The organism is Pseudomonas sp. GM55 (assembly GCF_000282395.1).
Taxonomy (GTDB): domain Bacteria; phylum Pseudomonadota; class Gammaproteobacteria; order Pseudomonadales; family Pseudomonadaceae; genus Aquipseudomonas; species Aquipseudomonas fluorescens_CC.
The window spans coordinates 56,657-71,485 of record NZ_AKJJ01000062.1; the positions used below are offsets into that span (position 1 = coordinate 56,657).

Genomic DNA, 14,829 nt, shown 5'->3' on the forward strand with positions numbered 1-14,829 from the left:
CACGGTCCGCACAAGTGTTTAATCAGGCAAACCGCGGACATGAGCAATGACCTCATTCAGCGCATTTTCGTTGTGAAAGGCTCTAGCAGAACCCTCTGCCACTGGTCGCCTCAGGTCAATGTTCAACGGATACGGAAAGATTGGTGGGCCTGGCTCAGAAACGGTGGGTGGTGGTTTTCGGGTGGGTTTCAGTTCGGGATTTCTTTCCCAGGCTTTACGTAGGCCTTCGATGCCAGGCTTGTTTTTTGGAACATTTGGAGCAACCAGTTCTTCACCGTTGGGCTTTTGATACACCACCGTGCGTTTGCCTTTGCCACTCTTGAAAATATCCACTATTTTCTTGTCGCTCGGCTCCAGTGAGGGCTTGAGTGTCGCTGCCTTACTACTTGGCAGCGATACAGCTTCGGTAGAAGGCGCCCGTGCTATAGGTGGAGACGATGGACTTCTCAGCGTTTTCAAAAATTTGAACATATGCCCTGTCGGATCAGTTCTATTCACCGGATCCCCCGCACAATACATATAAGCATTCAGCCCGCCCTTCCCAAACGGGCTCCAACTGTCAGGACTGATAAACCGCATCAATACCGGATTGTACATTCGATAACCTTTACCTAACGCATAAGTGTGCGTCAGTAATTCCTGTAATTCGCCGTTGTATCGAAGTTGACTCTGCAATTGATCTCTTGGTGGGGTATCACCGTAGGGCGTGTACGCAATGGCGTGGTTTCTGGTCGGGTCAAGCGCATTCAATGCCGAATTTTGCTGATCCGTTGCTAACAGGATTGTTTTGCGAGATTGCGTAGGCATTGGCTGATCTCCGAAACCAAACCCAAAAGAAGGTGGTTTCAGTGTCGGAGTATTTTCAGCCTTTGCCCACTATCAGAACTGCTAGTGTTTTGCTCTCGCCCTAATTAAACCTTCGGCATCGTCGCCAACATCGAAGCCCGCTGGCTCACCTCGAAATACCACGCCGCGAGTTGCGGATTTGCCGTGCGCCAATCCAGATCCGGATGGCGCAGGTCCAGGTAACCCAGTGCACACGCCACACTGATCGCGGCCACGTCGAAATGGCAGGTCAGTTCGGCGATCGCGTCTTTTTCCAGCAGCGCCAAGGTACGGCGGATCTTGTCGCGCTGGCCGTCGAGCCATTCGTCCCAGTGTTTCTCCGGGGCGCGCAGGGCAACTTCGTAGCGCACCAGCACGGCCGCGTCCATGATCCCGTCGGCCAGGGACGCGAGGGTCAGGCGCCGCCAGCGGGCCGAACCTTCGCGGGGAATCAGCGGATTGCCAACGTGCTGCTGATCGAGGTAGTCGAGGATGACCCGGCTGTCATGGATGACATTGCCATCGGCCAGGCGCAGCGCGGGGATTTTACTCAGGGGGTTGTCGTCGATCAGGGTCAGGTCCGGGTTGACCGGGGTGAGTACGCTGTTTTGCAACGCCACGCGGTCCTGTTGACCGGTTTCGTGCAGCAGCACCATGACTTTGCGAACGAAGGGAGAGAGCGGGTTGTGGTACAGGGTCATGCTCGGGGCGGACATGGCAGCGTCTCGATCGGTGGCAGTGTCGGGCAGCATAGCGTGTTGTAGCGGGAGCTCAATATCCCCAAAAACGCAGACCTCATGTAGGAGCGAGCTTGCTCGCGATGCACCCGAGAACACCTCGGGGTGTCAGTCTTCCAACATCATCGTTGACGACCATCGCGAGCAAGCTCGCTCCTACAGGGTGGCAGGAGGCCCCGCAGGGCAACAGCGGCGGGGATGCCCAGCCCCAACCAGCTCAGCGAATCCCACACACCATCCCCGAGCAACGCGGCAAACAACCCTGCCGCGCTGAACAGGGCGATGACGATTGGGGTGCTGAACACTTTCCAGAAGTTCGACTGCTGGGGCTTCATGCCACGCTCTCCGCTTTTTCCAGCACAGGCATGGCAGCCTTGCGCCGTACCACCCACAGGTACACCCCGCTGCCGAGCACGATGATGGTCAGCACATCCAGGGTCGCCCAGAGGATTTTCATCGGCATGCCGCCGTAGTCACCGAAGTGCAGTGGCTGCGACATGCCCATGGCGTCCATGTACCACGGTCGTTCGGCCACGGCGGTGACTTGCAGGGTGCTGGCGTCGATCAGCACGGGTGTCAGCAAGTGAGAAGTCAGGTGCGTGCTGCCTTTCATGAACACCGCGTAATGGTGTTCGCTGGAAAACCGCGTGCCGGGGAAGGCGATGAAGTCCGGCTGCATGCCCGGCGCGACCTCCTTGGCGATGTCGAGCAGACGGGTAGCCGGTGCCAATTGCGTCAGCGGCGGCGCATCGCGGTACGGCGCGACCATCGCGCTCAGGCTGTCGTTGCGCCAGGCGGCAATGATCAGGTCGGCGCAGGCACTGATCACGCCAGTCACGCCGACCACCAGGGCCCAGGTCAAGGTCACGACACCGATCAGGTTATGCAGGTCGAGCCAGCGCAGGCGCGTGGATTTGTCCTGGCGCACGGTGGCGAACTTCAAGCGGCGCATGAACGGCAAGTACAGCACCGTGCCGGAAACGATCGCCACCACGAATAGAACCCCCATGAACGCCAGCAACAACTTGCCCGGCAAGCCGGCGAACATGTCTACGTGCAGACGCAGCATGGTCAGCATGAAGCCGCCGTTGGCCGATGGCGTTTCCAGCGCTTCGCCGGTACGGGCATCAAGCATGAAGGTGTGGGACGAGTTCGGTTCGGTGCCAGCGGTAGCGGCCATGATCGTCAGCACCGCGTTGGGCTCATCGTCCTCGAAGCCGAAATACTGCATGACTTCACCGGGGCGATGTCGCTCGGCCGCCTCTGCCAATTGCTGCAAATTCAGGCGTGGGGTGTCCGCCGGCATTGCCTTCACGTCGGGTGCATTGCCCAGCAAGTGGTCGATCTCGTGGTGAAAAATCAACGGCAGGCCGGTCAGCGCCAACAGCAACAGGAACACCGTACAAACCAGGCTGGTCCAGGTGTGGACAGCAGACCAGCGGCGAATGGTTTTACTTTTCATGTCATGGCCTTCAGATAAACCAAAGCCGTCCATGAAGGACGGCCTGGTCATTGGGCGTGTCAGCTCAAGGCGTTACCACTTGTAGTCGACGCTGGCCATTACGTTGCGACGATCGCCGTAATAGCAATAGAAACCATCACAGGTCGAAATGTATTCCTTGTCGAATACGTTATTGGCATTGACCGCAACGCTGACGCCCTTGAGCGAGCTGTTCAGGCGCCCCAGGTCGTAGTGGACGGCAGCATCGTAGACGGTATAGGAGTCGGAGTGGCCGTCTGATTTATCGCGTACGAACTCCATGCTGCCGATAGCGATGTTGTCGGTTTCTCCGACGTAGCGCACGCCGAAACCAAGTCCGAAACCATCGAGAACTCCGGTATGCCAGGTGTAGTCAGCCCAGGCTGAAGCCTGATTTTCCGGAGTCAATGGCAGAGGACGGTTTTGGTCCAGTGGACTGGTGACTTTGGTCATCTTGGTGTTGGCGTAGGTATACGCGGCAGTCAATTTCAAGTTCTCGTTGACGTTGCCAATTGCTTCCAGCTCGAAGCCACGCACTTTGGCTTCACCCAGTGGACGCGATACGCCGAGAGTGTCATTGAGCACGATGTCTTTGCGGGTCAGGTCATAGGCAGCTGCTGTAAACAGCATATCGCTGCCTGGAGGCTGGTACTTGATACCCACTTCGTATTGCTTGCCAGTGCCAGGGCGGAACGCCTCACCATTGGCGCCACCGGGTTCGGCTTGAAATGACTCGGCGTAGGAGATGTAAGGTGTGAAACCGGAGTCGAAGACATAGCTTAGGGCCGCGTTGCCGGTGAAGGCCGTGTCGTCGCGGGTGTCCTTGGCATTGTTCATGTTGTAGAAAGTCGTATCGGTGTGCAGCCAGTCCTGGCGGCCGCCCAAAGTCAGGCGCCAGTTGTCGAGGGCTATCTGGTCCTGAATGTACAGGCCTGTGTCATGGGTTTTCTGGTTGTAATCATTGAACGCGGTATAGCTGACGTTACTGAAGTCCTGGCCGTAAATCGGAGTGTTGATATTGCTGGGCGGCGCGCTACCGAACAGCCATTTGTAATTGGTGTTCACACGTTGGTGGTCAAGGCCCAGCAGCAGCGTGTGCCTGATTGAGCCGGTGTCGAAGTCTGCCTGGAAATTGTTATCCACGGCGAACTGGCTGATGTCTTCGTTGACGATGTTGGCACCTCGGGCCACCGTGCCATCGTCACTGACCGAACCGTTAAAACCGCCAGCGGTTATGCCTTGGAAGGACAGGTCGCTCTTGGTGTAGCGCAGGTTTTGACGGAACTGCCAAACGTCGTTCATCTGGTGTTCAAATGCATAACCCAGCGCGTAATAGGTTTTGTCGTAGAACTCCCAGTCCGGATCACCGAGGTTCTCGTGGAATTTCACCTCGCCAGCAGGCGTTGAAAGTTTGGTGCCTTGTACTGGAAGGAACTGGCTGGTGTTGCTGGTATCGTCACGATTGAACTGGCTGAGCAAGGTCAATTTCGTGTCCGGGTCAATATTCCAGGTCAGGCTGGGCGCGATGTTGTAACGCTTGTCTTCGTTGTGATCGATGGTGGTGTTGCTATCACGCACCACACCGCTGACGCGGTACAAAAATCGCCCTTCATCGTCAATTGGACCGGTGCTATCGAAACTGATCTGCTTGCGCTGATAGCTGCCAATCTGCAATTGCACTTCGTTGCTTGCAAACTCCTCAGGGCGGCGGCTGACCATGTCGATCAATCCACCGGGAGGTGTCTGGCCGTAAACTGAAGACGCAGGGCCTCGCAGCAAGGCTACGCGCTCCAGATCCCAGGTTTCAATCTTCGGCATGGCGTAAGTGCCCTTTGGCAGCGGCAAACCATCGAGGAATTGGGTGGGTTCAAATCCGCGCACTTTTAGCCATTCGGCACGGCTATCGCTGCCGTAGCTGCTGGCCACAACCCCGGGCATGTAACGCACAGCGTCATCCAGGTTCTGTACTGCACGGTCCTGCATCTGCTCACGAGTGGCAACAGAGATCGAACGCGGAACTTCGGCGAGCGTCGTATCGGTTTTGGTCCCGGCTGCTGTGCGATTGGCGAGGTAGCCTTGCACGGGGCCCCAAGCACTTTCTTCGTCACCGTTCTGTCCGGTAATGCTTGTGACCGGCAAATCAAGGGTGCCTTCCGGTACCGCCACCAGGCTGTAGGTGCCCGCACTGCTTTGCTCCAGTTGCAGGCCGGTACCACGCAGGGCTTCACGCAGGGCACCGGCTGCGTCGAACTGGCCTTTGACCGGCGCCGAGGTTTTGCCCGCCGCCAGGGATGGGGTCAACGTCAGGGCCAAACCGGCCTGGCTGGCGATCTGGTTCAGGGTGTTGGCCAACGGCGCGGCCGGCAGGTTGTAGGCGCGAACGCTGGAAGCCTGTTCAGCGGCGAACAGTGGGCTGCTGGCTAAAGGGGCGCAAAAGGCAATCGCGAGCGCCAGCAAACCGGGGCGCAACAAGGTGTCTAGCGGGCGGGGCATACAGCGGCTCCTGAATGGAAATATTTCTCAATTGCCTAGGTGCCGAACGAGAATTGAAAAGTGATAGGGCTGGATGAAAATAATTTAGATTCAGTATTTGTGCGCTAATCACGGCTTGGCAATGTGTGGCGAAGGAGCTTGTTGCTTTTGTAGGATCTGGCTTGCCAGCGATGCGCTCATAAGCACCGCGTTTATCCAGTGAGCGCGCGTTATCGTTCACGATCATCGCTGGCAAGCCAGCTCCTACAGTGAATGGCGTGGATGCTTGTTCAGGGTTTGTTGTCGGCCTTGGCCACGACCTTCACCCACCATGGCGTGTGCTGTTCGATCTGCACCGGCAGGGTCGGCAGCAGGGCATTGAGCGCCAGGTCGGTGTCGCGCAGCGGGAAACTGCCGGTGATGCGCAGGTCGGCCACCTCCGGCGCGACGCCGACGTAACCGGTTCGATAGCGGCCGATTTCATGCACCAGATCTTCCAGCCGCGTGTTGTCCACCACCAGCATGCCGCGGGTCCAGGCATCCGCGCCGAGGTTGACGGCCAGAACCGGGCCCAGGCCGGTGTTGCGGATCAATACCTGCTGGCCTTCGCGCAGGATCTGTTCGTCCGGAATGGATTGCGGATGAACCGCCACTGCCGACTGCAACACGCTCAGGCGCGTGCCTTCTTCTTCGCGCTTGACCAGAAACCGGGTACCCAGCGCACGCATACTGCCTTCGCGGGTTTCGACAATGAACGGCCGGGGATCGCCATGGCCGGTCTCCACCAGGATCTCGCCTTGCTGAAGCACGATGCGTCGCTGCTTCTCATCGAAGCGCACATCCAGGGCACTGTGGGTGTTGAGATTGATCAGCGTGCCATCAGCCAGGCGCAGGGTGCGCTGCTCGCCAATGGCGGTGCTCTGGTCGGCCAGCCAATAGTCGATCGGCAGATAACGCTCCCCGGCGAACAGTGCCAGGCCAATCACCGCAACGATACTGGCTACGCCGCTGCCGAGCTTGCGCACCCGTCGACGAATGCCTTCGCGCGATTGCAGCAGGGCCGTGCGAGCAGGGCCGCTGGCCACGCTGAAACGCTGGTCGAGCATGCCCAACTGGCGCCAGGCGCGGGCGTGTTCTTCGTGGGCCGCGTGCCACTTGGCGAACTCTTCTCGCTCCACCGGGTTGGCGGAATCCATGGACAATTGCCAGGCAATCGCCGCGTCCAGCACCTTGGCCGATACCGGTTTGGAATTGACCGGATTCACGTCGGCTCACCATACAGCGCGATGTAGCACTGGCGAATGCCCTGGGTCAGGTACTGGCGCACCCGCGGCACCGACACCCCGAGGCGCTCGGCGATTTCCGCGTGGCCGAGGCCGTCGAGACGGTTGTAGAGGAACGCCGCCCGGGCCTTGCTGGAAAGCTTGCCGAGCAAACGATCGATGTTTTTCAGGTCTTCGAGGATCATCTGCTGTTCTTCCGCCGACGGTTGTTCGGCTTCGGGAACCAGCATCAACTCGGTGAGGTAAGCCTGCTCCAGCGCGGCGCGGCGGAAATAATCGAACAGCAGGCCCTTGGCAATCGCCACCAGGAACGCCCGGGGCTCGCGTGGGGCCTTCAGTTCCTCGCGGCCCAGCAAGCGCACGAAAGTGTCCTGGCTCAGGTCTTCGGCTCGCTGCGGGCAGGCAACGTTGCGTCGAAGCCAGGCCAATAGCCAACCGCGATGGTCGCGATATAACGCACCGACGAGGTCACTTTGAGGGCTTGGGATTGACGACACGCCGCATTACCGATTGGGAAATATTAACTAACGAGAATAGTTCGCGATTGTGGCAGAGGCGGGGGAGGTAAGCAATTGGCGTTGGTCGGGTCGGAACTTAGCGACGACCCTTGTAGGAGCGAGCTTGCTCGCGATGAATTTGAAGGCGACGCATTTTTCCAGACAGCACGCGTCACCGTTCGCGTCCATCGCGAGCAAGCTCGCTCCTACAGACGGGGCCTAAAGGTCAGAAGGAAGGCGCCTGCTGCCGACGCTTCCACTGACTCAAACGCTGTTGCAAATTCAACGGGCTATGAATCTGCTGCTGCCGCGCGCGGCTGAACAGAATCAGCGCCAGTTCAGCAGTGGCCAGGGCGTCGGCGCTGGCGTGGTGGCGCTCGAAGACTTCAAGTTTGAACCAGTCGATCCAATCGTCCAGCCCCGCCTCGCGAATGTGCGCCTGGGGGCACAGCAGCGGTGCAATGTCCGCCACGTCCAGAAACGGATGCTGCAACTTCAAACCCAGATGATCTTTCAGCGCACGGCCGAGCATGTGCTGGTCGAACGGCGCGTGGAAGGCCAGCACCGGACTGTCACCGAGGTACTCCATCAGATCGAGCAGCGCTTCTGCCGGGTCGCTCCCCGCTGCAATTGCGCTGGGGCCAATACCGTGGATCAACACGCTGGGGCCTAGGTTTACTTGCGGATATTGCAGGGTGCGTTCGAATAGCTGGCGAAAGTCGATGGCCCCGTCTTCGATCACCACAGCGCCGATGGACAACACGCGGTCCTTGTTCAGGTTCAACCCGGTGGTTTCCAGATCGAGCACCACCCAGCGTTGCTCGCGCAGGCTGCACTGCGCCAAGTCGGCAGCAGTCGGCAAGCGTTCCAGCCGATGTTGCAGGTGGGCAGGCAGGGTGGGCGGCGGCGGGCGCAACCAGGAAAACAGGCTCATAACTGATACCGCAACGTCAGGCTGCTTTGCAGGCGTTGTGCCTGGCGCAGGGACTCACGCAGGATGCGCCGGTCCAGATGATTGAGGCTGTCGGGATCGACCCGGTTTGAGTAAGGAAAATTCTCCCGGGTCTGTAATTGATGTTGCTGCATGCGGGTTTGCTGGATGAAGTGATAGGCCTCTTCGTACGCTGCGCCGTCCAGGGGGTCGATGACTTCCCTGGCAACCAACTGGCGAAAACGCTCCAGCGTGTTGTTCGCTTCGATACCGTGAGCCAGGGCCAGCAGCCTGGCACCGTCGACAAACGGTGCCAGGCCCTGGATTTTCAGGTCCAGGCTGGCCTTCTCGCCATTTTTACGCGTCAGCACGAACTCGCGAAAACGCCCTACGGGTGGGCGATTGCGCAGCGCATTTTCGGCCATCATGCGCTGGAACAAACGGTTGTCGCCCACCTGATCGAGAATGCCCCGATGCAGCTGCTCGCAGCCTTGCTCGTTGCCCCAGACCACGCGTAAATCGAAATAGATGCTCGAACCCAGCAGGTTCTCCGGGGTAGCCTCGCGGATAAACGCCGCAAAGCGTCGCGCCCATTCGGCCCGGGACAGGCACAGCTCCGGGTTGCCGGCCATGATATTGCCCTTGCACAAGGTGAAACCGCACAGCGCCAGGCTCTGGTTGATCTGCTGGGCAATGGGCAACAACTTGCCGCGAATCTCGGCGGCATGGGCCGCATCCCTGGCTTCGAACAGAATGCCGTTGTCCTGATCGGTGTGCAGGGTCTGCTCGCGGCGGCCTTCACTGCCGAAACACAGCCAGCTGAATGGCACACCGGGGTCGCCTTTTTCGGCGAGGGTCAGTTCGATCACCCGGCACACGGTGTGGTCGTTGAGCAAAGTGATGATGTGGGTGATCTGCGTCGAAGACGCACCATGGGCCAGCATGCGCTCGACCAGTTGACCGATTTCGCCCCGCAGCGCCACCAGGTTTTCCACCTTCTGCGCATTGCGGATAGTGCGGGCCAGGTGCACCAGGTCGACCCGTTGCAGGGAAAACAGATCGCGCTCGGAAACCACGCCGCACAAGCGCTGGTCCTTGACCAGGCAGACATGGGCTATGTGACGCTCGGTCATGGCAATCGCCGCGTCGAATGCACTGTGATCCGGTGACAGGAAAAACGGCGCCCGGGTCATGTGTCTTTCGATGGCTTCGTTGAAATCACTGCTGCCGTCGGCCACGGCCTGACGCAGGTCGCGCAGGGTGAAAATCCCCAGTGGTGCCTTGAGTTCATCGACCACCACGATGCTGCCGACCTGTTGTTCGTGCATCAACGTCACGGCTTCGCGCAACGGAGTCTGCGGTGCGCATGTCACCGGGTGGCGCATGGCCAATTCGCCCAGCCGGGTATTGAGCGAATATTGGGTGCCAAGGGTTTCCACGGCTTTTTGCTGCACTTGCTGGTTGACCTGATCCAGCAGGCTACTGACGCAGCGCAGGGCGAAGTTGCGGAAGGTATCCGATAGCGAAAACAAGCGGATGAACGCCGGCTTGTTCAGTTGCAGGCAGAAGGTGTCCTCGCCGGCCAGGTGCTCGGTGCGGGTCGCCCGTTCACCCAGCAATGCCGCGAGGGGGAAACATTCGCCGGTAGTGATCTCGAAGACCGTTTCGGTGCCACCTTTTGCCGTATGCGGACGCTCGCCCACGACCCGGCCTTGCTTGACGATATAGAAATGCTCGACCGGGCCGTCGGCGGGTTTGATGATGCTCTCGCCGGGGGCGTAGAAACGCAGCTGACATTGCTCGACCAGATACGCCAGGTGAGCGTGTTCCATCTGGTTGAAGGGCGGGAAGCGCTGAAGGAATTGCAACGTGCCCTGGATGTTCTGCAACACCGCGGTTTTCCCTGCCTGTGTGAAGGCGTCCGCTTTACTCATAACCATTACCGCAGTCTTTTTTTTGGATTTGTTGTTGTCGGATGACTCACCCATGGTCGGCCCCAACGGTCAGGGTGCCCATTGGACGTAAGTCTAGGTAGGCAATCAGCGTGACGGAATGTCGGGAAAACCTTACGCACGTGAGATGGAAATCGCTCTATCCTGCTATTGGAAAAGTACCCGACGAAGTGCACATTGAAGGTCTGCTTAGCGATGTCTCACCACTGTGCTAGGGAATTGAACTGACCATGTAGAGAACGCCATGTCCGACCACGATATTTTGAGTGACGCCGAGCGGGAATTGCTCAATGCCGTCATGCTGGAACCTGACCTGCCGCTGCAACGGGTGCTGATCGTCGACGACGATAAAGACGCCCGGGAACTGCTGTCAGAGATCCTCGCGTTGGAAGGCATTCGCTGCAAAAAAGCGGCCAGTGCTGAAGCGGCGCTCAGTATTCTGGTGGCTGAGGCAGAGATCAAAAAGCCCTCGATCGGTTTAATGATCACCGACCTGCGAATGGGCCATGTAGACGGGCTGGATCTGATCCGCCAGATACGTGAGTCGGTTCGGGCTGCGTTGCCGATCATCATTGTCTCGGGTGACGCCGACGTGAAGGATGCGATTGCCGCGATGCATTTGAGCGTGGTGGACTTTCTGCTCAAGCCGATTGATGCCAGTCATCTGCTGACCTTGGTAAAGCGCGAATTGGGTATTACATAACTAAACTTCTGTGGTTTTTAATTACAATTTTTAGCTGCTTTTGTCAGTTTGGGTTGTAATTAATTTTGTCTAATTTATCTGCGAAAAAGTTACTCACAAATAGTTTGTTTTGTTTTTCGGTGGTTCAGTTATCGTTCGCTGCTTGAAAATCAATACGGTCATTTGTTTAATGTTGCTCTTGGTTTTCTGAAATCTGTCATAGCACTATCAAAGTTGCTAATTTTACTCTCCGGCTTTAGTGGTTTGAGTATGCTGATGGTTGTCGTGTATTCAATCTACGGATAATTCGCGCAGATAAATCACTGACAAAGATCAGGTTGTTGCTCTTCCCGGGTTGTGTGGGTGTGTATCGCAATGAGGACGATATGATAAAGAGAATGGGATTTCGCGATCTTGTACTTATCATCGGTGTGACAGTCATGTGGGGCAGCAATTTTACGGTAATTGATATCAGTCTTGACGGTATCGATCCGTTCATATTGACAGCGTTGCGCTTTACTTTCTGTGCATTGCCGCTGGTGTTCTTCATCCCGAAACCGAAGGGTGTCAGCACATTTGTAACTATCGTCTACGGTTTGTTGTTTGGTGTCGGAATGTGCTGGATGATGAACTATGGCATGTTTCTTGGCGTCAGTGCCGGCGTGACATCTTTGCTCTTGCAGTTCAGTGCTTTTTTCACGGTCATCTGGGGAGTATTACTGTTTGGCGAGAAAATGACGGGCATACAAGTCGCCGGCATTCTCATGGCGTTGCTGGGGCTGATGTTCATTATTCATGTAACAGACGGTTATGCCGAAAGCTTTGGGCTTGTTCTGGTACTGCTCGGCGCATTGTTCTGGAGTCTCTGCAATGTGCTGGTCAAGAAAAGCAAAGTAGTTGATATATTTTCTTTTGTTGTTTGGTCGAGTCTGTATGCGACGCCTCCTCTATATCTGATGACTTACTGGGTCAAGGGGGCAGCCCCTTTCCAGGCGTTGCTAACAGACATGACTGTTCCAGTGCTGGCATCTGTCCTGTTCCAGGCCTATGTGGCGACGGTATTCGGGTATTGGGTGTGGAACCGAATGATTGAGAAATATCCGGCGAGCCAGGTTGCACCGTTGTCAGTGATTGTTCCGATATCGGGTATCTTGACCTCGTGGTATGTACTCGACGAACCCATTGGTGGCGAAAAACTGTTTGCTCTCGTCATCACAGTCCTTGGAATTGCCTTGTTCATGAATGCATCGAGAATAGGCCGCCACATCGCTGCAAACGCGTTGCGTTACATGAGATAGTCCTGCATTTGCAGAAAGAAGAAACAACAATCCCCCGGTTTTTCAACCGGGGGATTGTTGTGGAGAGAGCTGGTTTACAACCCGTTCTTCGCCTTGAACTCGCGCCGACGACGGTGCAGGACCGGCTCGGTGTAGCCGTTCGGCTGTTTGGTGCCTTCGACCACCAGTTCGACCGCCGCCTGGAAGGCGATGTTGCTGTCGAAGTTCGGGGCTAGCGGACGGTACAGTGCGTCGCCGGCGTTCTGCCGGTCAACCACCGGCGCCATGCGCTTGAGGCTTTCCATGACCTGGTCTTCGGTGACGATGCCATGGCGCAGCCAGTTGGCGATGTGCTGGCTGGAAATACGCAGCGTTGCACGGTCTTCCATCAGGCCGACGTCGTTGATGTCCGGCACCTTCGAACAGCCGACGCCCTGGTCGATCCAGCGCACCACATAACCGAGAATGCCCTGGCTGTTGTTGTCCAGTTCGTTCTTGATCTGTTCGGCGGTCCACTGCGGGTTCACTGCCAGCGGGATGGTCAGGATGTCGTCCACCGAAGCATGCGCACGTTTGGCCAGTTCGGCCTGACGGGCGAACACGTCAACCTTGTGGTAATGCAGCGCGTGCAGCGCAGCAGCGGTTGGCGAGGGTACCCAGGCGGTGTTGGCACCGGCCAGTGGGTGAGCGATTTTCTGTTCGAGCATCGCCGCCATCAGGTCAGGCATGGCCCACATGCCCTTACCGATCTGCGCACGACCTTGCAGGCCAGTGCTCAAGCCGATATCGACGTTGGAGTTTTCGTAGGCGCCGATCCATTTTTCCGCCTTCATGTCCGCCTTGCGCACCATCGGGCCGGCTTCCATGGAGGTGTGGATTTCATCGCCCGTGCGGTCGAGGAAACCGGTGTTGATGAACACCACGCGCTCGCTCGCCGCCTTGATGCAGGCCTTGAGGTTGATCGTGGTACGACGCTCCTCGTCCATGATCCCGACTTTGAGGGTGTTGCGTGGCAGGCCCAGCACGTCTTCGATGCGACCGAACAGTTCGTTGGTGAATGCTGCTTCTTCAGGGCCGTGCATCTTCGGCTTCACGATATAGATCGAGCCGGTGCGGCTGTTCTTGCGCGAGCTGTTGCCGTTGAGGTTGTGAATCGCCGACAGGCAGGTCACCAGGCCGTCGAGAATGCCTTCCGGCACTTCATTGCCATCTTTGTCGAGGATTGCATCGATGGTCATCAGGTGACCGACGTTACGCACGAACAGCAACGAACGACCGTGCAGGCTCAGTTCACTGCCATCGACAGCGGTGTAGGTGCGGTCGGCGTTCATGGTACGGGTAAAGGTCTGACCGCCCTTGGCGACGTTTTCAGACAGATCACCCTTCATCAGGCCGAGCCAGTTGCGGTAGATCACCACCTTGTCATCAGCGTCGACGGCGGCAACCGAGTCTTCGCAGTCCATGATGGTGGTCAGCGCGGCTTCCATCAGGATGTCTTTGACGCCGGCTGCGTCGGTCTGGCCGACCGGGGTGCTGGCGTCGACCTGGATTTCGAAATGCAGGCCATTGTTTTTCAGCAGGATCGCGGTCGGTGCAGCGGCATCGCCCTGGAAGCCGATCAGTTGAGCATCGTTGCGCAGGCCGGTGTTGCTGCCGCCTTTAAGGGCGACCACCAGTTTGCCATCGACGATCTTGTAACCGGAGGAGTCGACATGGGAACCGGCCGCCAAAGGCGCCGATTCGTCGAGGAAGGCACGGGCGAAGGCAATGACCTTGTCACCGCGCACCTTGTTGTAGCCTTTGCCTTTTTCCGCGCCGTCAGCTTCGCTGATGGCGTCGGTGCCGTAGAGCGCGTCATACAGCGAACCCCAGCGGGCGTTCGAGGCGTTGAGCGCAAAGCGGGCGTTCATCACCGGCACCACGAGTTGCGGGCCGGCCATGCGGGCGATTTCGTCATCGACGTTTTGCGTCGTCGCCTGGAAATCGGCCGCTTCTGGCAGCAGATAACCGATGTCTTGCAGGAAGGCTTTATAGGCCACGGCGTCGTGCGGTTGGTTGGCACGGGATTGGTGCCAGCCATCGATACGAGCCTGGAAATCATCGCGTTTGGCGAGTAGGGCTTTGTTCTTCGGCGCCAGGTCATGGATGACCTTGTCGGCACCGGCCCAGAACTGATCGGCGGTGAGGCCGGTTCCGGGAATGGCTTCGTTGTTCACGAAGTCGAACAGGACTTTGGCGACCTGCAGGCCACCGACTTGAACGTGTTCAGTCATTGCTTGCCTCACTCTGCTCAGCTATTTCGCTTTTCAGCTCTTCAATTTAACAATGAAGCCTTTGGCCATTTAAACCACAAACCCCTCTACCAGTACATGCCCATGACAGGCGGCTGGGTTGGGACCAATCAACGGCTTGGGGCCTTGCTGACAGGGCTTTCAGGGTTGCGAACGTGCCTGCGGCAGACATCGATCCAACATTATGTAGTGCGCGCTGCGGCATACTACATGATGAATTGCGGTTGTGAAAATTAGACTAATTACGTCGTTCTGCGACCCCATGACGCATTGCGGTCACGTCGGGGATTGTGATGTTCTCAAAAAACCATTGGATTGTTCCAGTTAAATATCAAAAGTTGTACACGATTTGTTGGTTGGCATTAGCTCGGCGGTGTATCGGATCGCCGGCAAGCCGGCTCC

The 14,829-nt window shown here is 57.6% G+C and carries 12 protein-coding genes; 2 read left to right on the top strand and 10 right to left on the bottom strand.

The annotated features are described in order from the left end of the window. Positions 1–18: 18 nt before the first annotated feature. From PMI31_RS30075 to PMI31_RS17540, 9 genes are all read right to left on the bottom strand, one after another. Complete coding sequence (locus tag PMI31_RS30075) at positions 19–807, bottom strand: RHS repeat-associated core domain-containing protein (RefSeq protein ID WP_008019525.1); 789 nt, start codon at positions 805–807, stop codon at positions 19–21. A gap of 104 nt (positions 808–911) precedes the next feature. After that, positions 912–1,541, bottom strand: a complete 630-nt coding sequence (locus PMI31_RS17505) for a glutathione S-transferase (protein WP_008019527.1) — start codon at positions 1,539–1,541, stop codon at positions 912–914. A 143-nt stretch (positions 1,542–1,684) separates the two neighbouring features. Beyond that, complete coding sequence (locus PMI31_RS17510; protein ID WP_008019528.1) at positions 1,685–1,897, bottom strand: hypothetical protein; 213 nt, start codon at positions 1,895–1,897, stop codon at positions 1,685–1,687. Next, positions 1,894–3,024: a PepSY-associated TM helix domain-containing protein gene (locus PMI31_RS17515; RefSeq protein ID WP_043302461.1), complete on the bottom strand. Its 1,131-nt coding sequence runs from the start codon at positions 3,022–3,024 to the stop codon at positions 1,894–1,896. The genes PMI31_RS17510 and PMI31_RS17515 overlap by 4 nt, the downstream gene beginning before the upstream one ends. A gap of 72 nt (positions 3,025–3,096) precedes the next feature. Further along, a complete protein-coding gene (locus PMI31_RS17520) occupies positions 3,097–5,535 on the bottom strand; it encodes a TonB-dependent siderophore receptor (RefSeq protein ID WP_008019530.1) in 2,439 nt (812 codons plus the stop codon). Between the two features lie 269 nt (positions 5,536–5,804). Then, positions 5,805–6,779: a FecR domain-containing protein gene (locus PMI31_RS17525; RefSeq protein ID WP_008019531.1), complete on the bottom strand. Its 975-nt coding sequence runs from the start codon at positions 6,777–6,779 to the stop codon at positions 5,805–5,807. After that, entirely contained in the window at positions 6,776–7,294 is a 519-nt protein-coding gene (locus tag PMI31_RS17530) for an RNA polymerase sigma factor (RefSeq protein ID WP_043302455.1), read from the bottom strand. The genes PMI31_RS17525 and PMI31_RS17530 overlap by 4 nt, the downstream gene beginning before the upstream one ends. Positions 7,295–7,520: 226 nt before the next feature. Continuing rightward, positions 7,521–8,228, bottom strand: a complete 708-nt coding sequence (locus tag PMI31_RS17535) for a 3'-5' exonuclease (RefSeq protein ID WP_008019533.1) — start codon at positions 8,226–8,228, stop codon at positions 7,521–7,523. After that, the gene (locus tag PMI31_RS17540) at positions 8,225–10,165 is read right to left on the bottom strand and encodes a putative nucleotidyltransferase substrate binding domain-containing protein (protein ID WP_043302462.1); all 1,941 of its coding nucleotides are present in this window, start codon (positions 10,163–10,165) and stop codon (positions 8,225–8,227) included. The genes PMI31_RS17535 and PMI31_RS17540 overlap by 4 nt, the downstream gene beginning before the upstream one ends. Positions 10,166–10,421: 256 nt before the next feature. Here PMI31_RS17540 and PMI31_RS17545 point away from each other — a divergent pair, with 256 nt between their 5' ends. Continuing rightward, positions 10,422–10,880 (top strand): response regulator, encoded by a 459-nt coding sequence (locus PMI31_RS17545; protein WP_008019535.1) that lies wholly within the window; start codon positions 10,422–10,424, stop codon positions 10,878–10,880. A 365-nt stretch (positions 10,881–11,245) separates the two neighbouring features. Then, the gene (locus PMI31_RS17550) at positions 11,246–12,157 is read left to right on the top strand and encodes an EamA family transporter (protein WP_008019536.1); all 912 of its coding nucleotides are present in this window, start codon (positions 11,246–11,248) and stop codon (positions 12,155–12,157) included. Between the two features lie 74 nt (positions 12,158–12,231). Here the strand turns inward: PMI31_RS17550 and PMI31_RS17555 are convergent, their stop codons facing one another. Further along, entirely contained in the window at positions 12,232–14,409 is a 2,178-nt protein-coding gene (locus tag PMI31_RS17555; protein WP_008019537.1) for a malate synthase G, read from the bottom strand. Between the last annotated feature and the right edge of the window lie 420 nt (positions 14,410–14,829).